Here is a 22138-nt window from a genome sequence, read left to right as displayed (position 1 = left end):
AGCTCGCGACAGAGTACCCGAAAGCCGATTATCATTATAAATAGTCGGCTTTTATTTTTACTGTAAGAGGCATGTTATGGCGGGTTTGCCAGATAAAGATAAATTGATTCGTAACTTTTCCCGTTGCTTAAATTGGGAAGAAAAATATCTCTATGTCATTGAGTTGGGCGCGCAGCTACCATCGTTAACTGAGCAGCAGCGCCAGCCTGTGAACCTTATCTCGGGCTGCCAAAGTCAGGTGTGGATTGCCATGAGCACTTCAACTGAAGGCAAAGTGGTTTTTGCCGGTGATAGCGATGCTGCCATCGTCAAAGGCCTGGTCGCAGTAGTGTTTATTCTGTATCAGGGTTTGACTCCGCAACAGATAGTCGATCTTGATGTTCGACCATTTTTTGCAGATTTAGCCCTCAGTCAGCATCTAACCCCTTCGCGATCCCAAGGCCTTGAAGCCATGATTCGCGCCATTCGTGCTAAAGCAGCGGCACTACAAGCGGGCTGATTCACGCCAACATTTTGTGCCTTATTCTCCCATGACTGAGCATTTTTGCGTCATGCGTCACAGTCTTAAAATGGTGAAATTTCAGCAGCTTAAATCGCCTTCCAACGTGGAAAAAGCATAATAAATTACATTGTAACACCTTGATTTCTAGAGATATAAATTGCCTTTATAATAATGACTGTTACTATATGGTGGCCTTATTATTGGCTGCTAAAATTAACGTAGATAGCCGAATCGAATTTTAAGAAGTGATGTAGGAACTAAGCATGAAACGTGCATTAACTTTGATTGGTATGTTATTCGCAACTTGTCTAGCGGGAAGTATTACCGCTGCCAATGCGACCGAGTATCCTCTGCCGCCAGCCAATAGCCGTCTGATTGGTGAAAATACTACCTATACTGTTCCAAATGATGGTCGTCCACTGGAGGCTATTGCTGCCGATTATAAAATCGGTTTGTTGGGGATGCTGGAAGCAAACCCAGACGCTGACCCGTACTTGCCGTTACCCGGTTCAGTGTTAACTATCCCGACTCAGATGTTGCTGCCTGATACCCCGCGTGAAGGTATCGTCATCAACTTGGCTGAACTGCGTCTTTATTATTACCCTAAAGGCCAGAACAAAGTCATTGTATACCCAATCGGTATCGGCCAGTTGGGGCGTAATACTCCAACCATGACAACTTCGGTCAGTCAGAAGATCCCGAACCCAACCTGGACACCAACGGCTAACATCCGTAAGCACTACGCAGCTGACGGTGTGACTTTGCCAGCAGTCGTGCCAGCGGGCCCAGAAAACCCTATGGGTCTGTTTGCCATGCGTTTGGCTGCCGGTGGCGGTGAATACCTGATCCACGGAACTAACGCTAACTTCGGTATCGGTATGCGTGTCAGCTCAGGCTGCATTCGTTTACGTCCAGATGATATTGAAGCGCTGTTCAAAGCTGTACCGAAAGGCACCCGCGTTCAGATCATCAACGAACCGGTTAAATATTCCGTTGAACCAGATGGCAAGCGTTATGTTGAAGTTCATCAGCCGTTGTCTCGTGTAGACAGTGATGATCCGCAAACGATGCCAATCGCTATCAGCAGCAGCCTGCAGAAATTTATCAATGACAGCCAGACTGATGCACAAGTGGTTCAGGAAGCGATTGTACGCCGAGCTGGCATGCCAGTTATTGTTACTGTAGGAGAGGCTGCCCCAGTACAAGCTCCGGCTGCTGTGGCTCCTCAGAGCGAACAACAGGCACAGCCGCAAAGCGAAGGTCAGCAACCTACTGAACAAGAAATTCCTAAGTTGGTTCAGCCAGGCCCGGTTTACTCAGCAGCGAACTAAGTCTTAACGTATCCAAGTATTAACGTATCTTAGCCACGGCAGTTATCATTTTGCCGTGGTTAATTTTTTTGCGTATCTGCATGGTGAATGAATAAGTTGATGATGGTCAGGGAAGGGTATAACAGGGCCAGTTACCGTCAGAGGCGAGTTTCTGCGAGGCAAAAAAATGGCGCACATTGTGCGCCATTTTTCATTCAGGAAGTAATATTACTTCTTGTAAGCGTGAGCTTGGTTGTCAAGACGTTGGTTAGCACGTGCTGCATCGTCTTTAGCTGCTTGAACGTCAGAACGGATTGCGTTCACGTCGTTGCTCAGTTGGTCAACTTTAGCGTTCAGAGTCTGAACGTCAGAAGACAGTTGATCGATTTTAGCATTGCTTGAACAACCAGCCAGCATAGTAGAAGCCAGAATTACCGCGCCCAGTACAAGTTTAGTACGATTCATTATTAACACCCTCTAGATTAAGTTAATCTCCATGTAGCGTTACAAGTATTACACAAAGTTTTTTCGAAAGAGAATAAATTTTTAGTATTAGAGGGGTTTATTTTGATCGTTCGCTCAAAGAAGCATCTTGTTTTAAAAAAAAGTTAAAAAAACGAGGTAAAACAGCCTGATTCTTTCGGATAAGTCCTGCTCAAGAAAAAGGGTTTGGTGTACCTAAGATAAAATGGATTTTTCGGAAAGTTTATTTGGCGGTGCTCAAAAAGAAAAACGCCGCTATTGAAAGCGGCGTTTTTAATTAGCGTTTAGTCGTGCATTAAGGTTATAAAACGTGCACGGAAGAGGTATTGGTGGTGCCACTTGGCACTAACGCACCAGAAACCATCACGACAACGTCGCCTTTCTGTGCCAGAGCGCTAGCCAGAGCGGCTTCTTTACCGATACGGTAGAAGTCATCTGTTGAAGCAATCTCGTTGACCAGTTGAGTTATCACGCCTTTAGTCAGAATTAACTGACGAGCGGTCACTTCATTGGTGGTCAGTGCCAAAATGGTTGCTGTTGGGAAGTATTTACGTACTGACTTGGCAGATTTACCACCGCCAGTTGCTACCACGATCACTTTTGCTTCCAGTTTTTCTGCAGTTTCTACCGCACCACGGCAAACGGCTTCAGTGATACGCATTTTGCGATTGTCGCTCAGCGTTTCAATGCGGCTAGGCATGATACGGTCTGTACGCTCACAGATGGTCGCCATGATGGTAACAGACTCTAATGGGTACTTGCCCTTAGCACTTTCACCAGACAGCATCACGGCATCTGTACCGTCCAGAATGGCGTTAGCAACGTCGCCTGCTTCTGCGCGGGTAGGGCGCGGGTTTTTGATCATGGAATCGAGCATCTGAGTTGCAGTAATAACAACTTTACGTGCGCGGTTACATTTCTCAATCATCATCTTCTGCGCGAAGATAACTTCTTCTACCGGGATCTCAACACCCAAGTCACCGCGGGCAACCATGATACCGTCGGATGCTTCGAGGATTTCGTCGAAGTTATTCAGACCTTCCTGGTTTTCAATTTTGGATATGATCTGAATGTTCTCACCACCGTGGGCTTTCAGGTGTTCGCGGATTTCCAGCACGTCTGAACGTTTACGGATAAAGGATGCTGCAACGAAGTCCACGCCTTGCTCACAACCAAAGATCAGGTCAGCTTTATCTTTCTCAGCCAGTGCTGGCAGTTGAATAGAAACACCTGGCAAGTTAACGCCTTTGTTTTCACCTAAATCACCGTTGTTCAGCACTTTACAGACCACAGTGCTTTCTGTGACTTCGATGACTTCCATGCCGATCAAACCATCGTCAACCAGCACAGTGTTGCCAATTTTCAGGTCAGCAGCAAAGCCAGGGTAGGTCACCGCAACGATGTTGTTGTTGCCAATAACACTTTGATCAGTGGTGAAAGTGAAAGTCTGACCTGCAACCAGAGCAGCATCTTTGCCGCCTTCCAGTTTCATGGTGCGAATTTCTGGGCCTTTGGTGTCCAGCAAGATACCGGCTTTCAAGCCAGTTTTTGCCATAACAGCACGGATGTTCTTGATACGTTGACCATGTTCTTCATAGTCACCATGGGAGAAGTTTAAGCGCATAACGTTCATACCCGCTTTCAGCAGGTTCGTCAGCATTTCTTCGGATTCGGTTTTTGGACCGATAGTACAAACAATTTTAGTCTTTTTCATGACGGATTTTTTCTACAAGTTGTGATGGATTAAAAGCGAATATTCCGTTAAACACAGCAACGGAGTGGAATTTGATTAGTGTCTGGTGTAGCGAAACGTGACCAAGAAGTAAAACATTACTAAGAATAGATGACAGTTGCGGAAATTGAGCGGAAAACTTTAGCACGAAGCTAAACGCATGATCGATATACGTTGGCGTAAATGTGAGTTGTATTTTTTTAGCGTATCGGCAGATCAAGATGCTGAAACCATTCAACTGAAACAACGGTTCGTATTATAAGCGGTAAGTCGCGGGAAATGAAATAGAAAACAGAAACTCATTGCCTATTTTTATAAAAACGGGTCATTAGTCGCGCAAACTTTATGAATAACACTTGGTTTGTTGCGCAACAAAAAAGTTTTTTAACAATTTTAACAAAATGAAGATGGAATAATTGCTGGAAACAACATCAAAAGATTTAAGGGGATTGAGCCAGATTGATTAGCGTAGGGAGGTCATCGGAAATAATAGAGTGGTGCGTTCTAATGGACTCGAACCATCGACCCCCACCATGTCAAGGTGGTGCTCTAACCAACTGAGCTAAGAACGCATTGAAAGACTGGCAATTTACTACTTCTGGATAATGCGAGAGTGGTGCGTCCGAATGGACTCGAACCATCGACCCCCACCATGTCAAGGTGGTGCTCTAACCAACTGAGCTACGGACGCACATCATACTCTTGGCTTGCTAATAACTTGGCCTTTTAATAATAAGATTGGTGCGTCCGAATGGACTCGAACCATCGACCCCCACCATGTCAACGTGGTGCTCTAACCAACTGAGCTACGGACGCAATACCTAACTCTTATTATTCGCCATCATTGCTGACAGCGGGGACGAATATTAACGAGCCGCCCGTCCTCTGGCAAGGAGAAAAACATAATATTCACCGCAAACTCACGTAATTGCTGTGCTTTTACTCGTTGCGCTGTTTTTTTCTCCAGATTTTCTTATTTGGCAGGGCATTAATCGCTGAGATGAGCACCAGCGATGAATGCCCAAAATGACAAGTGCTTAGTGTGCCGCTTTTTGCAAAATAAGTGCTGGCGGTTGTTTTTGTAACCAACGGATACGTAATGCCATTAATACCGCCGCCGAGGTCAGGCCGATAACGAAGCCTATCCAGAAACCACTTGGCCCCATCGCTGGCACAATATAATCGGTCAGCCCCAACACATAGCCCGTTGGTAGCCCCAATAACCAGTATGCGGTAAAGGTGATAAAGAAGATCGAGCGAGTGTCTTTATAACCGCGTAACACGCCGCTGCCGATCACCTGAATGGCATCAGATAACTGGTAAAGTGCTGCCAACAGCATCAAATGGGAGGCCATTACCACGACTTCCGGTGTCTTGTTATAGAGCAGTGCGATATGTTCGCGGAACACCACAGTAAATATCGCGGTGACACATGCCAGCATTAATCCCACACCAATACTGGTATACGCGGCCACTCTGGCGTTTTCAACTGACCCTTGCCCAAGACGAAAGCCGACACGAATAGTCGCGGCAACACTCAATGACATCGGTAACATAAACATTAATGAACTAAAGTTTAGGGCAATCTGGTGCCCAGCCACCGCGACAATACCCAGCGGAGAAACCAGTAGTGCGACAACGGCAAACAAGGTCACTTCGAAAAACAGCGCCAGCGCAACCGGCAGCCCTAGGCCCCCGAGGCGTTTCATGACTTGCCAGTCAGGTGCAGCAAACCCTTTTTCCAGTTTGATATCTTGCTGTGAGCGGGCGCGAGTGACATACCAACGCATCATTAAGAACATCACCCAGTAAACCGTTCCGGTTGCCACCCCGCAACCGACGCCGCCCAATGCTGGAGCACCAAATTTACCGTAGATGAAAATATAGTTAATGGGAATGTTAACCAGTAAACCAATAAAACCAATCACCATGCCGGGTTTGGTTTTGGATAGGCCTTCACACTGATTGCGTAGCACCTGAAAGAAGAGATAACCAGGCGCGCCCCACATAATGGCGTGTAGGAAACCAACGGCCTTATCCGCCAACACCGGATCAATGTTGTGCATCTGCTTAATCACATGGTCGCTATTATAAATGACCACCATGATTAATACCGAAACACAGGATGCCAGCCAAAAGCCCTGTCTGACCTGATGAGCGATTTGGTTGCGGCGCCCGGAGCCATTAAGCTGGGCTACCGTTGGCGTTAACGCCAACAATAATCCGTGACCAAATAAGATAGCCGGTAACCAAATAGAAGTCCCTACAGCCACAGCAGCCATATCTGTTGCACTGACAGAACCGGCCATAATAGTGTCAACCACGCCCATGGCTGTTTGGGACAATTGCGCGATAACAACAGGAATAGCGAGAGCCAACAAGCTACGCGCTTCGACGATATACTTCTGCACGCATGCACCTTTATCTACCCATCGTTCATCACGATGCATGGGTATAACCTAGTTATAATTTCAATAACGCAGACTGCTAACAGCCCCCAACGACTCGATCTTACAAGGTGAAGACCGGTAGAAGAGTAAAGTGTCCGCGCCAGGGATGGCGCGGCTCGAGCCTACAAGGATGTATTTACGGCGTCTTTACGATCTGCCTGTTTTCACCGCTACGGGCACTTTGTCATTAACCTCTAACAATAATTTATCGTTTTGTAGCCGATAAATAAAATAGCGGGAAAACATAATACTCTTGGAACACGAAGAGTGTAAAAGATTGTACCTCCTCGCAGTGCTTAAGCAATCCTTGTCATTCAGTTTCAATGAAATAACGCGAATACAGATATTTAGTCTAAGTGGTTTGGTTTTCCTTATCTTCTGAGGCAAAATCAAGGCAATTAAATTTTTTCTACAGATAAGAGGCATGGCGTATGTTCACCGGTATTGTTCAAGGCACCGCGCCAGTGGTTGCCATTGACGAGAAATCCAACTTCCGCACCCATGTGGTCGAAATGCCAACTGAGATGTTACCTGAATTAGCATTAGGTGCTTCAGTGGCCCACAATGGCTGCTGTTTGACAGTGACTGAAGTAAATGGAAATCGAGTCAGTTTTGATTTAATGAAGGAAACTCTGCGTATTACCAACTTGGGTGATATTAAAGTTGGCGACGTGGTTAATCTGGAGCGGGCCGCTAAATTTAGTGATGAAATTGGCGGGCATCTTATGTCCGGTCATATTATTTGTACCGCTGAAATAGCGAAAATATATACCTCAGAAAATAACCGTCAGATCTGGTTTCGACTGCCCAGCGACGATTTAATGAAATATGTATTACACAAAGGATTTATCGGCATTGATGGTATCAGTCTGACCATCGGCGAGGTGGTGGGTAACCGTTTTTGCGTTCATTTGATTCCGGAAACACTGGCGCGAACCACATTAGGTAAAAAGCGACTGGGGCATCGGGTGAATATTGAAATAGATCCACAAACACAGGCTGTAGTGGATACCGTTGAACGGGTATTGGCGCAACGTGAAATTGCGCAGATAGCAGCAGCGGTTGAAAAAGTCGCTCGCGCATAGAATGCTAAAAGGCAGGACGGATGTGCGCCTGCCTTTTTTAAAAAAGGATCACGTTAGATATTAACGAGTAACCCGAATCCCACCTTCTACCCCGTTGGGGCTGAACAATACCTGCCACAATTGAATATCCCTCGCGCGGAATGCACCGGCACAGGCATTCAGATAATAGCTAAACATCCGCTCAAATCGAGGCGAATAATTTTCCACTAAACTCGGCCATGCTGCTTGGAAACGTTCATACCAGGCCATCAGTGTTCGGTCGTAATCTGCCCCAAAATTATGCCAATCTTCCATGATGAAATAAGGCTCGCTGGCCTTGGCAATATGTTGTACGGACGGCAGACACCCATTGGGGAAAATATATTTATCAATCCACGGGTCAACGCTCAGATCAGTACGATTAGCGCCGATAGTATGCAGCAAAAATAATCCGTCAGGTTTTAAATTACGCTTAACCACCTCGAAGTAGGTGTTGTAATTTTTGGGGCCAACATGTTCGAACATTCCCACCGAGACAATACGATCGAATTGTTCATCCAGGTCGCGATAATCTTGCAGTAAAATTGTGACGTCCAAACTTTCACAGCGTTTTTGGGCCAACTTTTGCTGTTCAGCTGAAATCGTTACACCTGAAACCGACACCCCGAAATGGCGCGCGGCGTAAGCGGCAAGCCCACCCCAGCCACAACCAATATCGAGTAGTTTCATGCCTGGTGCTAATTGCAGCTTCTCACAGATCATCTGCAATTTATTTTCCTGGGCTTGCTCGAGGGTGGTTGCATCTTTCCAATAGGCGCAAGAATATTGCATATTGGAGTCGAGCATTAGGCTAAACAGATCATTACCGAGATCGTAATGTTCTTTACCGACAATCCAGGCCCGTTTCTTTGATTGCAAATTGATAATACGTGCGGCAGCAATACGTAAAGTATCTTTGAAATGGTGTGGAAGTTGATGCTCCAGACCGGCTCTAAGAACGCGGTGGAAGAAAATATCCAACCGTTCGCATTCCCACCAGCCATCCATATAACTCTCACCTAATGCCAAAGATCCTTCTTGTAATACCCGCTTAAAAAAATCTGGGTTATTGACTCTAATATCGAAGGGACGTGAGCCATTGATTTCAATATCAGCGCGATTCAGCATTTCTTGTACAATGCGAAACCACGGATTTTCTTGAATACTCTGGTCTTCTATACAGGATGAACTCATAGCTTCTCCATCACTTTCTTCTGACTTATGACCCGCGATAAAGTCTATATGCGCAGATACTTACCAATAAAACTGGTGTCTGGTATCCATTACGGACAGAGGAAGATTAAGAAGAAACCCTAACTTAGGGCAACTCATCCATAAGAGTCAATGTGACGCAATCCACGCGTCCAGTAAATGCTGAAGATAATGCTTTTTTTAAATGATATTCTAATTGATTAAACCGAGTATAGGCCTGCCGGGAAGCTTTCTCAATACTAAATCTTTCCCGGCCAAAATTTCGCTTAGTGACTATTTTTACAAGGAATTATGACTCCGTGCAATTATAGTCCTTATTGTTAGTATGGACTTTTTCTTTCCTCAGCGCAGAGCAATGAAGGCCATATCCCAATGCGGCTAAAACTACCGTTGACAGCATTACTGTGACGGTTGCCAGCAAAGGTTGGCTGATATAGGCCGACACCATCATGCTGGCAATAAAACACAAGCCCAGTTGTAATGTGTTTTGCAATGCGGCTGCTTTGCCCGTATTGGCTGGAAAGGGCATTAATGCATTTGCTACGATAATAGGGTAGCAGGCACCATTCACAAGCGCCATTAAGCAGAACGGAATAAGTAAGGTCATCAGTGTTGGCGTTGTCAGCGTTGCTATCATATAGAGTGCAATCATACTGATAGCATAACCGGCTAATAGCCACGGTAGCAGGGTGTTACCTTTGATTCGACTCAATGCACTACGACAACCAAATCCCCCCAGCAAAAAGGCTAATGTTTGCGGAACATAACTCAAACCAATGACATTCGGGCTATATCCCATATCACCTAAAATAAAAGGTGAACCCGTTAACCAAGCGAAAAATCCGGCGCTGCATGCCGCAAACATCATCACATTGCCGCTGAATGCCGGAGATTTCAGTAACTGCCAGAAACTAATGGCACTTTTGTTTTTATCTACGTTATTCGAAGCTGTTTTTTTCCGTTCCTTAAGCAAGGCCGTCGGGATCAGTAACAGCAGAGTAATCGCTAATAGCACGACAAAAATTGAGCGCCAGCTGAAATGGTTTAATAACCAGGCGCCCAGTAATGGCGCGAGCGCAGGGGATAACGCCACTAATGGCATAATAGTCGCAAATACTCGGTTGGCTTTGCCATCGCGATAGCGATCGACCACTAATGCTTGCCAGCTCACCGCAGCGGAACAGACCCCCACCGCCTGAATAAAGCGCAAAATCAATAACTGCGCTGCAGTTTCAACCCATAAAACCCCCAGGCAGCCGATGGCAAATAAACCCAATCCTGCTAACAGTACGGGTTTGCGGCCTATTTTGTCCGAAACGGGTCCCCAGATAAGTTGGGCCATAGCGAAACCCGCGAGAAAGATACTGAGACTGGCGCTGATAGAGCCAGCGGAGGTTTGTAATTCTTGTTGCATAGCACCAAATGCGGGCAAATACATGTCAGTGGCCAGATACCCTAACATGCTCAAACCTGCCAGGTAGAACATGAAGCTCGACGTTGTTTTCATTGTTGTTTCTCATTATATCCATCGTCCTTGAAACCGCAGGGGTGTTAGCCGCCTGCCGGTGGTTCCAATGATTTTGGCTAAATTATAGTTTTTGCAGGTAAATTTTTGTTATTGAAAATTAATTGCGGGGGAGAATTCTAACGGCGAGATATTCTGTTGTGAAACGCTAATATTTGCGCCATGCTGTCAAAAAAATTGATATCAAATGTTCCGTCTAAAGGAAGTGCCAAACCATGTGGTCAGAATACTCATTGGATGTAGTGGATGCCGTTGCACGCACCGGGAGTTTCAGTGCTGCTGCGCAAGAATTACATCGCGTACCGTCTGCGATAAGTTATACCGTGCGCCAATTGGAGGAGTGGTTGGCGGTGCCACTATTTGCGCGACGCCATCGCGATGTAGAATTGACCGAAGCAGGTAAAGTTTTTATTAAAGAATCGCGTGATGTTATCAAAAAAATGAATGACACACGTCGTCAATGTCAACAAGTGGCGAATGGCTGGCGTGGGCAATTAAATATCGTGGTCGATAAGATCGTCAAACCTCAGCGGAGCCGCCGTTTAGTGTTGGATTTTTATCGTCATTTTCCCGATATTGAATTGCGGGTGCGCTATGAAGTCTTTAACGGTGTTTGGGATGCGCTAGTGGATGGGCAAGCGGATATGGCCATTGGTGCGACTCGTGCCATCCCTGTTGGCGGGCGGTTTGTCTTTCGCGACATGGGTTTTCTGACCTGGCATTGTGTCGTGAGTGTTAATCATCCTTTAGCGCAGCTAACCGGGCCACTCAATGACGATCAGTTGCGGCCTTATCCCTCTCTTTGTTTAGAGGATACTGCACGAAATTTGCCGAAACGAGATGCATGGACGTTGGATAACCAGCAGCGATTAGTGGCGCCGGATTGGGCACCGGGCATAGACTGTTTGTGTGAGGGGTTATGTATTGGAATGGTACCCGCTCATATGGTGTCGCCCCTGATTGCACAAGGGAAACTGGTGGCACTAACACTCGCGGAACCATTACCTGCTAGCCCATGTTGCTTGACGTGGGAGCAGAATAACCATTCCCCAGCTCTAGCCTGGATGCTGGAATATTTGGGTGACAGTGTCACGTTAAATGATGAGTGGTTAAGAGATGATAAGGGCACAGATGATGAGATTTGGCAGAATTAGCAGCCGGTAACAGTGCGCTACCGGCAGACTAAGTATTTAGCGGCGATAATCGCGGAATGGACCATCAGCAACAGAGCGGCGTTCGACCAGCTTAGGATGTACCTCAATCGTTTGAGGGTCTTCACGTTTGCTGATAATTCTGTCGAGTAACATAGCAAAAGCCGTTTCACCCAATCGCTCTTTCGGCTGATGAATGGTGGTCAACGCCGGTGAGAAATAGCGGGCATTACGCACATTGTCATACCCGATCACTGAAATATCTTGTGGCACACGCAAGCCTAATTCATCTGCGGCGCATATCGCACCCATTGCCATAATATCGCCACCACAGAACACAGCAGTCGGACGATGCTTTTGTGTCAGAATTTGATGCATGGCTTTATAGCCGGATTCTGGCTCAAAATCACCTTGAACTACCCATTCTTCTCGCAGGGTGATATTGGCCTCCTCTAATGCTTTTAGGAAGCCCTGATGGCGACCGCCACCGGTATTACGCGATAACTGGCCGGGGATAGCCCCGATATCGCGGTGACCACGCTCAATAAGATAACGGCCAGCTAAATAACCGCCTTCGAATGCGTTATCAATAATCGAGTCGGTAAAATCGCCACGGGCGGTTCCCCAATCCATCACTACCATCGGAATATTGCGATAATCCTCTAACATTCCCAGTAACTGTTCCGGATATTCAGAACACATCACCAATAAGCCATCAACACGCTTTTGTGCCAGCATCGCCAAATAGGCTTTTTGTTTATCCAGATTATTATGAGAGTTACACAAAATCAGCGTGTAACCTTTGCTATAACAGCTATTTTCAACCGCTTCGATCACTTCAGCGAAATAGGGGGCTTCACTGGATGTCGCCAATAAGCCAATTGATTTAGTATGATTAACTTTCAAACTGCGCGCCACAGCACTCGGCGAATAATGCAGTTCTTTAATAGCCGCCCACACGGCAGCCTTGGTGTTTTCGGCGACGAAACGAGTTTTGTTGATAACGTGCGAAACGGTGGTAGTAGACACACCCGCGTGTTTGGCCACATCTTTAATCGTTGCCATAAAAAGAATGACTCCTAAGCTCACCTGTTACAGCAGGTAAGTATTATGTTAATCGTTTGCCTGCATGACTCGAACACCGCTCAGACAGAAACAATATAGTAGGCTGGAGAGCTAAGTCAGATGGTCGTCTGAGTGTATTTATTAGACGTTATTAGTCGGCATACAGTTATGAACTGCGAATTTTGGCTGATCTGAAGGAAAAGTGGAAGAGGTAATCAATGTTATAAAGTGCGTAATGAGGACAAGATTTTTTTTCTTAACTGTGGGAAAATAATTTAACGCACTAACTATGTGCCTTTACCTTACTATACTTTAAATAATTCGAGTGAGTGAACCTAGCCGACGCACATGCGACTTGAAGTATAACGAGTATAAAAATTAACCGACTGAGGAGTTCTTATGGATACCAATTTGAAAATGTCGCTGATTACGACTGTTGGTGCGCTGGCGATGATTATTGCCTTTAGCTTCGTAGCGGTCATGAATTAATTAAGCCGCGTGCCGGTGTGAAGTGATAAGTAGGGCGGTTAACCCGCCCTTAATTATTTCTGCTGGTAATGTGATTACACGGCGTCTTTTGCTTCTCGTCTTTTCAGGCTAAGTTTTTCTCAACAAAAGACCAATTCACCAATGCCCAGAAATTCTCCAGATATTTTGGTCGCGCATTACGATAATCAATATAGTAAGCGTGCTCCCACACATCTACGGTTAACAATGGCTTATCAGTTGTCGTCAGCGGTGTTGCCGCATTTGATGTGCTGACAATAGCTAACGTGCCATCCGCTTTCTTGACCAGCCAAGTCCAGCCCGCACCAAAGTTTTTCACCGCTGCATCAGTAAATTGCTCTTTAAATTCAGCAAAAGATCCAAAAGATCGATTAATGGCATCGGCGACTTTTCCGGTGGGTTCGCCACCGCCATTAGGTGACAAACAGTGCCAGTAAAAGGTGTGGTTCCAGACTTGAGCTGCATTGTTAAAAATACCGCCACTGGAGGTTTTGACAATCTCTTCCAAGGATTTACCTGCAAACTCAGTATCCTTGATCAGGTTATTGAGATTTACTACATAGGTGTTGTGGTGCTTGCCGTAATGGTATTCAAGCGTTTCAGCAGAAATGTGGGGTTCCAGTGCATTTTGTGCATAAGGTAATGCCGGTAATTCAAAAGACATAGCTCTCTCCTTTCGGGGTTGCTCAGGGTGTTTGCTCTTCAAATCCGAACGTTAGCTCACTAAGATGTGGTGAGGAGCGGTTAAAATCATAATTGTTGTAGTTTTATTATGGGTATTAATCTTAACAACTTTTAACAGGAATGACAGGTATAACCACACCATTTGATGGGATATTGGCTGTTTGGAGTTTGGCTGCTCTATAAGCACCCGATAGGGCTACCGGGTGCGAGGTTTGGCTTAGCGGATAGTTTTCGGCGTCACAACACGACGCGCACCGACATAATGATCTTGCCAGTAGTCGTTATCTAGCATGCTGATACGAATTTCTTCACCGGTGCGTGGTGACTGAATAAATTTACCGTTGCCCAAATAAACGCCGACATGATCAGCAACACCGCGATTAGCAATATTGAAGAAAACTAAATCACCACTTTCTAATTCAGCGCGCTTAACCGGTGCCGCATCACGCAAATGATACATTTCATTAGCTGTGCGTGGCATTTTTATTCTGATGACATCTTTATAGGCGTAGTAAATAAGCCCGCTGCAATCAAAACCAGTATTAGGGGAGGTGCCACCCCAGCGATAAGGTTTTCCCACTTGCTTCATCAGTTTGCTCATTGCGGTCTGCTTAGCATGCTGGTAGCGTTTTTTGTGCGCAGGACTGAGTTTTATTTTACTGTTTGCTACTAATTCGGTTGCGGCTTTACCTTGGGCTTTATTGCGATGACGGCCATAAGCTACTTTTTCGGTTTTTTTAACTGTCGCTTTTTTATTGCTAGCAGTTTTAATATTCGCGTTTTTGCTACTAGTGATTTTTTTGCTAGTAGGTCTACTGACTTCCTGTACCTTTTTCTTAATGGTTTTGCTGGCGGTAGCTGCCGTTTTCTTTTTATCGTTGTTGGTCGCTATTTTATTTGTCACATTTTTATTATTAGTTTTATTGCTATCAATTTTGGATTTTTTAGTACTTTTATCAGCTTTACGCTTTTTACGGTCATCAGGACTGGCCTGGCTGACTTGGCCTTTTTTTTGCTCAGCCGAGACGTGAGCCTGCGGCGACGCATGTGCGAGGTTTAGAAATAGCTGGGTAAACAGCAGCACAAACAGCGTAAGTATTAAACGCATAATAACGCTACCAACCTTGGCCCTGAAATGAATACGAAGAGTCACAGTATTGCCGAAACTCCGGATATAAAAAAGCAGAGAGCTACAGGATTTTAGTCGATATTGTGAGAAAACGTTAATGGCGTCGCAATTGTTGTTTTTTCACACGGCTAATGGACTTAAATCAACCATACGTCAACGAGTTAGTCGACCCGAATTTCTGGCATCTCTCAGTGAAGATAATAATGAAGGTAAGGGATCAAAAATGTTATTCTAAATGCACATATTTGTAGCTGATAATATAACCCACAACTCACCGAGTAAAACCCCTGCAAAAGATGGCGTTTTATTCCAGTGGTGACAGTCGCTACAATAGGCTGGACGCAATAATAAAATAGCCCTAATGGATAGGTTCTAAGTATTGTAGCCACTAAATGGCTTGAGGAAGCAAGAAATGACGACGATTGATAAAATTCAGCGCCAGATAGCAGAAAACCCAATCCTGCTTTACATGAAGGGCTCACCAAAGCTGCCAAACTGCGGTTTCTCTGCTCAGGCCGTACAGGCGCTATCTGCTTGTGGCGAGCGCTTTGCTTACGTTGATATTTTGCAGAATCCTGATATCCGTGCTGAGCTGCCAAAATACGCTAACTGGCCAACTTTCCCACAACTGTGGGTTGACGGCGAGTTAGTGGGTGGTTGCGACATCCTGATGGAAATGTATCAGCGTGGCGAACTGCAACAATTATTGAAAGAGACCGCAGATAAATACCGTACTGAAGAAGAAAAGCCTGCAGCAGAGTAATGAACTGCCAGCTTAGGTAATAAACAAAAAGGTGGCTCTCAGGCCACCTTTTTTAATAGTGAATTTGCAATTATTGACTTGAGTTAGGTTACTCAGATTCACCCGCTGGTACCGGCCAGCCACCCAATTTCTTCCAACGATTGACCAACTCACAGAATAATTTCGCCGTTTGCATTGTATCGTACAAAGCAGAGTGAGCCTGGCTGCTATCAAATGGAATACCGGCCGTCAGGCAAGCTTTTGCCAATACGGTTTGCCCGAGAACCAGCCCACTAAGCGCAGCGGTGTCGAAAGTGGCAAAGGGATGGAACGGATTACGCTTCAAGCTGGCGCGTTCTGCTGCGGCCATCACAAAGCTGTGATCAAAATGAGCATTATGCGCGACGATAATGGCGCGGTTACACCCTTGTTCTTTGAGCCCTTTGCGTACGGCTTTGAAAATAGCATGTAATGCATCATGCTCACTCACTGCGCCACGTAATGGATTCGTGGGGTCTATTCCATTAAATGCCAGCGCTTCGGGTTCCAGATTGGCACCTTCGAACGGATCTACATGGAAATGTAGCGTTTCATCAGGCAGCAGCCAACCATCCTTGTTCATTTGCAAGGTGACGGCAGCAATCTCTAATAATGCGTCAGTTTGAGCATTAAAACCGGCGGTTTCTACATCAATTACTACGGGATAATACCCACGAAAACGGCCACTCAGGGCGTTAAGGTCACTTTTATCTGCCATCAGTTTCTTATCTTCATCGAATTCAGCACGCATTATGTCAAATTTTGGCGTGGGATGCAGGGGGATATCGCGATGAGAAAAAAGGCACCTCGCAGGTGCCTTCTTGCTAATCAGTTTCCGAGGCCGTGCCCGGCACTTTTATTCTCGATTAGCTCTATTTTGTAACCGTCTGGATCTTCGACAAAAGCAATAACAGTGTTACCGCCCTTCACCGGGCCTGCTTCACGGGTCACTTTGCCCCCGGCATCACGAATTTGGTCGCAGGTAGCAGCAACATCATCTACACCCAAAGCCAAATGACCGAATGCCGTTCCCATTTCGTAGCTGTCTACGTCCCAGTTATAGGTCAACTCGATCACTGAACCTTCACTCTCATCGCTGTAACCAACGAATGCCAGTGAGTATTTATATTCGGTATTTTCACTGGTCCGCAGCAAACGCATCCCTAATACCTTGGTGTAGAAATCGATGGAACGTTGCAGATCACCGACGCGGATCATGGTATGGAGTAGGCGCATAATACCCTCTATTGATGTATTGCCTGGATGGTAGGCAATAGTGAATGAAACCAAGTTTAAGTATAGCCTTGGTAATTAAACCAGTTCAATGGGTTACAGAAAATGAATAGACTACGAATGATAACGGCCAGGCATATTGCCTGACCGCGATCACATGACATGATTCACAACTAAGTAGGATTTACAGGGTTGGATAGTCGGTATAGCCCTTAGCACCACCGCCGTAGAAGGTTTCACCGTCAGGCTCATTCAGTGGTGCATTTTGCTGCAACCGTTCAACCAGATCTGGGTTGGAAATATAGCTGCGGCCAAAGGCAACGGCATCGATAAATCCTTTCTCAATCAGGTTTTCGGCTTTTTCTGCGGTATAAGCACCTGCACCAATAATCACCCCGTTAAAGCGGGCACGTACAGCATCGCGGAATGCATCTGAATAAGGCTTACCGCCGGCCCAGTCTGGCTCGGAAATATGCAGATAAGCGATATGGCGTTTGTTTAACTCTTCAACCAGATACAGCGCCGCTTCTTCCTGATCTTCACCATTATCCAAACCATTGAACGGGCCCAGAGGTGAAATACGGATACCAATATGCTCAGCGCCCCATTCAGCTACCGTGGCATCAACCACTTCTAAGGTCAGGCGAGTTCGGTTTTCAATGCTGCCACCGTATTGGTCGGTACGTTGGTTTGATGCCGGAGACATAAATTGATGTAATAAATAGCCGTGAGCAGCATGTAATTCAATATAGTCAAACCCAGCCTCACGAGCATTGGCTGTCGCCTGGCGGAAATCATTAATGATGCCTGGGATCTCTTCTGTCTCCAGCGCGCGTGGAGTAGAGCAGGGAACACGAACCCATGCACCTGTTTCATCACGAACGGTGGTACGGGTATCTGCGGCAATGGCAGATGGCGCAACAGGTGCTTGTTGGCCGGGCTGTAAACTGTTGTGTGAAATACGGCCCACATGCCACAGTTGCACGGCAATATGACCACCGTCATCATGCACAGCTTGCGTGATTTTTTTCCAGGCGTTTAACTGCTCTTGAGTGTGCAACCCCGGAGCTCCAGCATAGCCTTTCGCCTGGAAAGAAATCTGTGTCGCTTCTGTGATAATCAAACCTGCACTGGCGCGTTGACGATAATATTCAGCCATTAAAGGAGTAGGAATATCACCAGGCTCAATACTACGCAAACGCGTCAGTGGAGCCATAAATACACGGTTTGGCAAAGTGAGCGCGCCAACCTTCAAAGGGGAGAACAGTTTAGCAGTCTTCATGGTGCATCCTATATTAATAGACCAGTCGACTAGAGACTGGATAAACCCTGAAAATAAAATTCAGGGTTATTGGGCTGGTTGTAAAATCAGTTCGATACTTTCTAGCGCACAAGTCAGCGGCGCAACTGATCGTTTCACCTTCGCTCGTAACGAAGCGCCTAACCACAGGGCATAGAGCGTTTCTGCGGTTGCCACAGAGGAAAGCTTAATACTCAAAGAGCCTTCTTCTATGCCGGCTTCGATGGCATCTTGCAAACGACCAATGACGCGAGCAGTGCCGATATCTAACGCATGACGCATAGGTTCGGATAAATCACTCACTTCAGCTGATAGTTTAACCGCCAGACAAGCATTGTGGCATTCACTGCCACAATAGTTAGCAATCGCTTGAGCAAAATAGTGCAACAGATGATGGCGCTTATCACCTTGCGAGCCGGTTAACAGAGTTGCCATCTCTGCATCATAGCGATCAAAATAGCGCTGTAGCATCGCCTCACCAAAGACTTCCTTCGAGCGGAAATAGTGATAAAACGACCCCTTAGGGATACCGGCAGTCGTGAGTAACTGGCTGAGGCCCATGCCATTAAAACCGAGGCGTAGGCTTAGGCTCTCACCGGTTGCTAACAGATGTTCACGGGTGTCTACATGTACGTGCTGTATTTTGTTCATGCTCGAAAGCCTAATAGACCAATCGGTCTAGGTCAAGAAAAAAATGCCAGCGGAGAGGCGCTGGCATCAATATAAATGTCTATCGACTGTTTATGATGACTTTTTATTGGCTTACCTTAACTTCGACATTTTTGTAGTAAATCCATTCCAGATTGATATTCAGTAGTGAGAACATTCATCATCCCTAAAAGGGTATGGAAGAGATTATCTTGTGAAATTTCATTATGTTGCGCGCTATCGGACAAACACTGGCGATCAATGCCATAGTTTTTGGTGTATTCAGGCGACAACCACATCAAAAAAGGAATATGTGTCTGCTGGTTGGGAGCGAACATATAGGGCGTGCCATGTAAATACATGCCATTTTCACCTAACGATTCTCCGTGGTCAGAGAGATAAACCAGTGCGGTATTAAATCTATCATTATGCTGTTGCAGTAATTTGATGGTGTTATCGAGCATAGCATCAGTATAAAGAATAGAATTGTCATAGGTATTGACCAGTTCCTGTGGTGTACAATCCTGAATTTGGTTGCTATCACAGGTAGGAGCAAACTGACGTATTTCTGGCGTGGATCGGCGGTAGTAAGCTGGGCCATGACTGCCCATTTGATGTAATACGATAACACCATCGCCTTGTAGCCCATTGATATAATTATCTAACTTGTAGAGCAAGGCATTATCCAGGCAAACGCCATTCTCGCAATCAGTGGTTAATTGCAACTGAGTCACGTCCTGATGAGGAATACGATCGCAGGCACCTTTGCAGCCACCATCATTTTCGCGCCACAACACATTCAACCCGGCATGAGCAAGAATATCCATCAGGCCCTCCTGATGGCTGGCAAGTGTTGCATCATAATTTTTACGCGGCATATTTGAGAACATGCAAGGCACGGAAACCGCCGTTTCAGTCCCGCAGGATGATGCATTCTTGAAATAGGTTATATCCTGTTTTTTCAGTCGTGGATTGGTTTCCCGCTCATAACCACCTAATGAGAAATTCTCTGCTCGAGCGGTTTCGCCCACGACTAATATGACCAGTGTTTTCTTTTGTTGTCCGCTGATTAACAGGCCTTTATGCGCATCCTCCCCAATTGTTACTAATGACATATTACTGGTGAAGTATTTATGTTTGGCGAATTGAAAACTACCACTGACAAAATTGGACGGTGTAAGCATTTTAACAATGCTTTTATTATTACGGATAAGCGAAGCGTAATCTTTATAAAATAATGCCGCGATGAGCAAGATAATGACGACTGACGCCAGAATATTCGCGGCTCTTAACCCCAGCATATACCACCAGGGGCGTGTTGCTCTGATACGTACAAAGCAAATAATAATCGCGGGGAAAATACCTAATATAAGCAACCATAAAGCCATGCGTGGCGTGAAAAGGGCGGTTGCTTCCAGTGCGTTGGTCTCAAACGCATTTTGCATCATATTGGCGTCGATAACTACACCATAACTGAACATAAAATAGTTGGCCGCAGCACTCCCCAGCAGAAACAAAATAATGATTGGTTTACGCAGTACGGGTACGGCTAAAAGACTAAAAATAATATTAAGGGCGCAGAAAATCACCAGCGGAATAGTTGCTGCAAAGAAATAACTATCACTGCTGTCAAAGTGAATTAACGACCAGGCTTTATGAATAAACAACGCATTCTGGAAGAGAGTAAAAAACAGTGCAGTGATTAAAATAAACATCAATCCGTTACACTGTAACTTATATCGAGCATTCATTGTAAAAATCAAACCCTACATATTAACCAATTAACGAAATATTACTGAGTAAAACTTAAGATAACCTTAGCGGTCAGGGCATAGCGTGTAGCGTGATTAGCAATAGAAACTTGCCAGTCGCGCTGAAGCAGGCTTCAATTAAACTATACCTCTTGTGCTCGGGGCCGCAGGGGTGTTAGTTGTATTCACTCACCCGAATCACTTACTTGAGTAAACTCATCGGGGTTCATTCATTTGCTGTCTACCTGCAACCTCAAGTTCCTCAGGTATGTCAGTAGCAGGAGAGGCAATTTGGCTCAGCAACTTGAGTTTTTTGACATCCCGAGTCCATGCCGTGGTATCTGCCAAACAGATGATCGTGGCTTTTGCCGTGGGTGTATGCGTAGTCGAGATGAGCGCTTTAATTGGATGAAAATGAGTGACCCGCAAAAGCGGGATGTCCTGCGGTTGTGTCGTCAGCGTCTATTACGCTTGCAGCGCGCCAACAAACAGCTGGATGATCCGCTACCAGAACAGCCTTCATTATTCTGATTCAACATTGTTTTGCTTTAATGTTTAGCGATTATGGCGATTTCGCTGCTCAGCCCCAATTCATTACTCAGGGAGGATTTCACCTTTCTGCTTGTTGTGTATGCTTAAGGCAGATAAACAAATGAGGTAGTAAATAATGGATACACGTAGCCAACTGGCTCCGCTTGGGCCTGAGTTTTCTCGTATGATTTGCGGCTATTGGCGGCTGATGGAATGGGAGATGACACCGCAACAGTTACTGGCCTTTATTGAGCAACATATTGAGCTGGGTATCACTACGGCTGATCACGCTGATATTTATGGCGGCTATCAATGCGAACAGGCATTTGGCGAGGCATTGCGCCTTAAGCCTTCCTTACGCAGCCAACTGGAGTTAGTCAGTAAATGTGGTATTGCCACCACGGCCAAGCCAGAACATACTTTGGGGCATTATATTACTGATCGTTCCCATATTATTGAAAGTACGGAACAATCCTTAACTCATCTGCACACAGATTATCTTGATTTATTGCTCATCCATCGGCCTGACCCATTGATGGATGCAGATGAAGTTGCTGAAGCATTCACTCAATTACACAAAAGCGGCAAGGTGAAACATTTTGGTGTTTCAAACTTTTCGCCTGCGCAATTCAGTTTATTGCAGTCACGCTTGCCATTCTCATTAGTCACTAATCAGGTTGAGATTTCGCCGTTGCACCAGCCCGCAATTGTGGATGGGACATTGGATGCTTGCCAGCAGTTGCGTGTTAAGCCAATGGCATGGTCTTGTTTGGGCGGCGGGCGTTTGTTTAGCGACCCCGAATTTCAGACATTACGCAATGAGTTACAAACAATAGCTGATGAGATTGGCGCTGAAAGTATCGAGCAAGTGGTGTATGCCTGGGTTTTGCGTTTGCCATCGGCACCTTTACCGATTATTGGTTCCGGCAAGATAGCACGGGTTAAAACTGCCTGGGCCTCGCTCTCCCTAACCATGACTCGCCAGCAGTGGTTCCGTATCCGCCGTGCTGCGCTGGGCTATGACGTGCCTTAATTTTGTCT

General features: G+C 45.8%; 21 protein-coding genes, 3 tRNA genes and 1 pseudogene. 9 read left to right on the top strand and 16 right to left on the bottom strand.

All coding sequences use genetic code 11. From position 1 onward, the window contains the following. Nucleotides 1-76 precede the first annotated feature (76 nt). Both sufE and ACF3VQ_RS10830 read left to right on the top strand, forming a co-directional pair. Complete coding sequence (sufE, locus tag ACF3VQ_RS10835) at nt 77-499, top strand: cysteine desulfuration protein SufE (RefSeq protein ID WP_392435386.1); 423 nt, start codon at nt 77-79, stop codon at nt 497-499. A 266-nt stretch (nt 500-765) separates the two neighbouring features. Next, complete coding sequence (locus ACF3VQ_RS10830) at nt 766-1833, top strand: L,D-transpeptidase family protein (protein ID WP_392435384.1); 1068 nt, start codon at nt 766-768, stop codon at nt 1831-1833. A 207-nt stretch (nt 1834-2040) separates the two neighbouring features. On the opposite strand, the gene ACF3VQ_RS10825 is transcribed toward ACF3VQ_RS10830, so the two are convergent. The 6 genes from ACF3VQ_RS10825 to ACF3VQ_RS10800 all read right to left on the bottom strand — a co-directional run bounded on the left by ACF3VQ_RS10825 (nt 2041) and on the right by ACF3VQ_RS10800 (nt 6438). Then, complete coding sequence (locus ACF3VQ_RS10825; RefSeq protein WP_005165631.1) at nt 2041-2277, bottom strand: major outer membrane lipoprotein; 237 nt, start codon at nt 2275-2277, stop codon at nt 2041-2043. Between the two features lie 319 nt (nt 2278-2596). Next, nucleotides 2597-4009, bottom strand: a complete 1413-nt coding sequence (pykF, locus tag ACF3VQ_RS10820; protein WP_392435382.1) for a pyruvate kinase PykF — start codon at nt 4007-4009, stop codon at nt 2597-2599. Between the two features lie 513 nt (nt 4010-4522). Further along, nucleotides 4523-4599, bottom strand: a tRNA-Val gene (locus ACF3VQ_RS10815). 42 nt (nt 4600-4641) lie between these two features. After that, nucleotides 4642-4718: transfer RNA gene (locus ACF3VQ_RS10810), tRNA-Val, on the bottom strand. A gap of 48 nt (nt 4719-4766) precedes the next feature. Then, a tRNA-Val gene (locus ACF3VQ_RS10805) sits at nt 4767-4843 on the bottom strand. A gap of 221 nt (nt 4844-5064) precedes the next feature. After that, nucleotides 5065-6438 carry an MATE family efflux transporter gene (locus ACF3VQ_RS10800; protein ID WP_392435535.1) on the bottom strand — a complete coding sequence of 458 codons (1374 nt, stop codon included), beginning with the start codon at nt 6436-6438 and terminating at the stop codon, nt 5065-5067. Between the two features lie 168 nt (nt 6439-6606). On the opposite strand from ACF3VQ_RS10800, the pseudogene ACF3VQ_RS10795 reads away from it, so the two are divergent. Together ACF3VQ_RS10795 and ACF3VQ_RS10790 are read left to right on the top strand one after the other, a co-directional pair. Next, a pseudogene (locus tag ACF3VQ_RS10795) lies at nt 6607-6672 on the top strand (gluconate 5-dehydrogenase); the annotation flags it as partial. 236 nt (nt 6673-6908) lie between these two features. Next, on the top strand, nt 6909-7562 hold the full coding sequence (locus tag ACF3VQ_RS10790) for a riboflavin synthase subunit alpha (protein WP_392435380.1): 654 nt from the start codon (nt 6909-6911) through the stop codon (nt 7560-7562). A gap of 60 nt (nt 7563-7622) precedes the next feature. On the opposite strand, the gene cfa is transcribed toward ACF3VQ_RS10790, so the two are convergent. Together cfa and punC are read right to left on the bottom strand one after the other, a co-directional pair. Continuing rightward, nucleotides 7623-8774 (bottom strand): cyclopropane fatty acyl phospholipid synthase, encoded by a 1152-nt coding sequence (gene cfa, locus ACF3VQ_RS10785; protein WP_392435379.1) that lies wholly within the window; start codon nt 8772-8774, stop codon nt 7623-7625. 307 nt (nt 8775-9081) lie between these two features. Next, nucleotides 9082-10299 carry a purine nucleoside transporter PunC gene (punC, locus tag ACF3VQ_RS10780; protein ID WP_392435377.1) on the bottom strand — a complete coding sequence of 406 codons (1218 nt, stop codon included), beginning with the start codon at nt 10297-10299 and terminating at the stop codon, nt 9082-9084. A 233-nt stretch (nt 10300-10532) separates the two neighbouring features. Between punC and punR the strand changes: the two genes are divergently transcribed. Further along, nucleotides 10533-11471 (top strand): DNA-binding transcriptional activator PunR, encoded by a 939-nt coding sequence (punR, locus tag ACF3VQ_RS10775; RefSeq protein ID WP_392435375.1) that lies wholly within the window; start codon nt 10533-10535, stop codon nt 11469-11471. 36 nt (nt 11472-11507) lie between these two features. Here the strand turns inward: punR and purR are convergent, their stop codons facing one another. Next, nucleotides 11508-12533, bottom strand: coding sequence for an HTH-type transcriptional repressor PurR (gene purR / locus ACF3VQ_RS10770; protein WP_392435373.1), 1026 nt, complete (start codon nt 12531-12533; stop codon nt 11508-11510). A gap of 399 nt (nt 12534-12932) precedes the next feature. Between purR and ACF3VQ_RS10765 the strand changes: the two genes are divergently transcribed. After that, nucleotides 12933-13022, top strand: a complete 90-nt coding sequence (locus ACF3VQ_RS10765; protein ID WP_016266160.1) for a YnhF family membrane protein — start codon at nt 12933-12935, stop codon at nt 13020-13022. A 103-nt stretch (nt 13023-13125) separates the two neighbouring features. Here the strand turns inward: ACF3VQ_RS10765 and sodB are convergent, their stop codons facing one another. Together sodB and ACF3VQ_RS10755 are read right to left on the bottom strand one after the other, a co-directional pair. Further along, nucleotides 13126-13704 (bottom strand): superoxide dismutase [Fe], encoded by a 579-nt coding sequence (sodB, locus tag ACF3VQ_RS10760; protein WP_392435370.1) that lies wholly within the window; start codon nt 13702-13704, stop codon nt 13126-13128. Nucleotides 13705-13941: 237 nt separating this feature from the next. Next, nucleotides 13942-14832, bottom strand: coding sequence for a C40 family peptidase (locus ACF3VQ_RS10755; protein WP_392435368.1), 891 nt, complete (start codon nt 14830-14832; stop codon nt 13942-13944). A gap of 433 nt (nt 14833-15265) precedes the next feature. Here ACF3VQ_RS10755 and ACF3VQ_RS10750 point away from each other — a divergent pair, with 433 nt between their 5' ends. Continuing rightward, complete coding sequence (locus ACF3VQ_RS10750; RefSeq protein WP_004390185.1) at nt 15266-15616, top strand: Grx4 family monothiol glutaredoxin; 351 nt, start codon at nt 15266-15268, stop codon at nt 15614-15616. Between the two features lie 88 nt (nt 15617-15704). Here the strand turns inward: ACF3VQ_RS10750 and rnt are convergent, their stop codons facing one another. From rnt to eptA, 5 genes are all read right to left on the bottom strand, one after another. Continuing rightward, nucleotides 15705-16352 (bottom strand): ribonuclease T, encoded by a 648-nt coding sequence (gene rnt, locus ACF3VQ_RS10745; protein WP_005169454.1) that lies wholly within the window; start codon nt 16350-16352, stop codon nt 15705-15707. A gap of 110 nt (nt 16353-16462) precedes the next feature. Beyond that, on the bottom strand, nt 16463-16870 hold the full coding sequence (gene gloA, locus ACF3VQ_RS10740) for a lactoylglutathione lyase (RefSeq protein ID WP_392435366.1): 408 nt from the start codon (nt 16868-16870) through the stop codon (nt 16463-16465). A 181-nt stretch (nt 16871-17051) separates the two neighbouring features. Then, nucleotides 17052-18149 (bottom strand): alkene reductase, encoded by a 1098-nt coding sequence (locus tag ACF3VQ_RS10735; RefSeq protein WP_392435364.1) that lies wholly within the window; start codon nt 18147-18149, stop codon nt 17052-17054. Nucleotides 18150-18215: 66 nt separating this feature from the next. Beyond that, nucleotides 18216-18818, bottom strand: coding sequence for a TetR/AcrR family transcriptional regulator (locus tag ACF3VQ_RS10730; RefSeq protein WP_392435362.1), 603 nt, complete (start codon nt 18816-18818; stop codon nt 18216-18218). Between the two features lie 116 nt (nt 18819-18934). Continuing rightward, the gene (gene eptA, locus ACF3VQ_RS10725) at nt 18935-20566 is read right to left on the bottom strand and encodes a phosphoethanolamine transferase EptA (RefSeq protein ID WP_392435360.1); all 1632 of its coding nucleotides are present in this window, start codon (nt 20564-20566) and stop codon (nt 18935-18937) included. Between the two features lie 291 nt (nt 20567-20857). Between eptA and ACF3VQ_RS10720 the strand changes: the two genes are divergently transcribed. Continuing rightward, nucleotides 20858-21097, top strand: coding sequence for a DUF1289 domain-containing protein (locus tag ACF3VQ_RS10720; protein ID WP_005165934.1), 240 nt, complete (start codon nt 20858-20860; stop codon nt 21095-21097). Between the two features lie 136 nt (nt 21098-21233). Beyond that, nucleotides 21234-22130, top strand: a complete 897-nt coding sequence (locus ACF3VQ_RS10715) for an aldo/keto reductase family oxidoreductase (RefSeq protein ID WP_392435358.1) — start codon at nt 21234-21236, stop codon at nt 22128-22130. The last annotated feature ends 8 nt before the right edge of the window (nt 22131-22138 follow it).

The sequence above is a fragment of the Yersinia fenwicki genome, assembly GCF_043099325.1.
Classification (GTDB): Bacteria; Pseudomonadota; Gammaproteobacteria; order Enterobacterales; family Enterobacteriaceae; genus Yersinia.
Note: the sequence above shows the minus strand (reverse complement) of the source record. Positions and strands in the feature narration are given on the sequence as shown.

Excerpts from the sequence above, each read along its gene's own strand:
- gloA (WP_392435366.1), bottom strand. The coding sequence starts at position 16,870 with ATGCGCCTACTCCATACCATGATCCGCGTCGGTGATCTGCAACGTTCC.
- ACF3VQ_RS10790 (WP_392435380.1), top strand. The coding sequence starts at position 6,909 with ATGTTCACCGGTATTGTTCAAGGCACCGCGCCAGTGGTTGCCATTGAC.
- ACF3VQ_RS10735 (WP_392435364.1), bottom strand. The coding sequence starts at position 18,149 with ATGAAGACTGCTAAACTGTTCTCCCCTTTGAAGGTTGGCGCGCTCACT.
- sodB (WP_392435370.1), bottom strand. The coding sequence starts at position 13,704 with ATGTCTTTTGAATTACCGGCATTACCTTATGCACAAAATGCACTGGAA.
- ACF3VQ_RS10750 (WP_004390185.1), top strand. The coding sequence starts at position 15,266 with ATGACGACGATTGATAAAATTCAGCGCCAGATAGCAGAAAACCCAATC.
- eptA (WP_392435360.1), bottom strand. The coding sequence starts at position 20,566 with ATGAATGCTCGATATAAGTTACAGTGTAACGGATTGATGTTTATTTTA.
- ACF3VQ_RS10715 (WP_392435358.1), top strand. The coding sequence starts at position 21,234 with ATGGATACACGTAGCCAACTGGCTCCGCTTGGGCCTGAGTTTTCTCGT.
- ACF3VQ_RS10765 (WP_016266160.1), top strand. The coding sequence starts at position 12,933 with ATGGATACCAATTTGAAAATGTCGCTGATTACGACTGTTGGTGCGCTG.
- purR (WP_392435373.1), bottom strand. The coding sequence starts at position 12,533 with ATGGCAACGATTAAAGATGTGGCCAAACACGCGGGTGTGTCTACTACC.
- pykF (WP_392435382.1), bottom strand. The coding sequence starts at position 4,009 with ATGAAAAAGACTAAAATTGTTTGTACTATCGGTCCAAAAACCGAATCC.
- ACF3VQ_RS10830 (WP_392435384.1), top strand. The coding sequence starts at position 766 with ATGAAACGTGCATTAACTTTGATTGGTATGTTATTCGCAACTTGTCTA.
- ACF3VQ_RS10755 (WP_392435368.1), bottom strand. The coding sequence starts at position 14,832 with ATGCGTTTAATACTTACGCTGTTTGTGCTGCTGTTTACCCAGCTATTT.
- cfa (WP_392435379.1), bottom strand. The coding sequence starts at position 8,774 with ATGAGTTCATCCTGTATAGAAGACCAGAGTATTCAAGAAAATCCGTGG.
- sufE (WP_392435386.1), top strand. The coding sequence starts at position 77 with ATGGCGGGTTTGCCAGATAAAGATAAATTGATTCGTAACTTTTCCCGT.
- ACF3VQ_RS10825 (WP_005165631.1), bottom strand. The coding sequence starts at position 2,277 with ATGAATCGTACTAAACTTGTACTGGGCGCGGTAATTCTGGCTTCTACT.
- punR (WP_392435375.1), top strand. The coding sequence starts at position 10,533 with ATGTGGTCAGAATACTCATTGGATGTAGTGGATGCCGTTGCACGCACC.
- ACF3VQ_RS10730 (WP_392435362.1), bottom strand. The coding sequence starts at position 18,818 with ATGAACAAAATACAGCACGTACATGTAGACACCCGTGAACATCTGTTA.
- punC (WP_392435377.1), bottom strand. The coding sequence starts at position 10,299 with ATGAAAACAACGTCGAGCTTCATGTTCTACCTGGCAGGTTTGAGCATG.
- rnt (WP_005169454.1), bottom strand. The coding sequence starts at position 16,352 with ATGGCAGATAAAAGTGACCTTAACGCCCTGAGTGGCCGTTTTCGTGGG.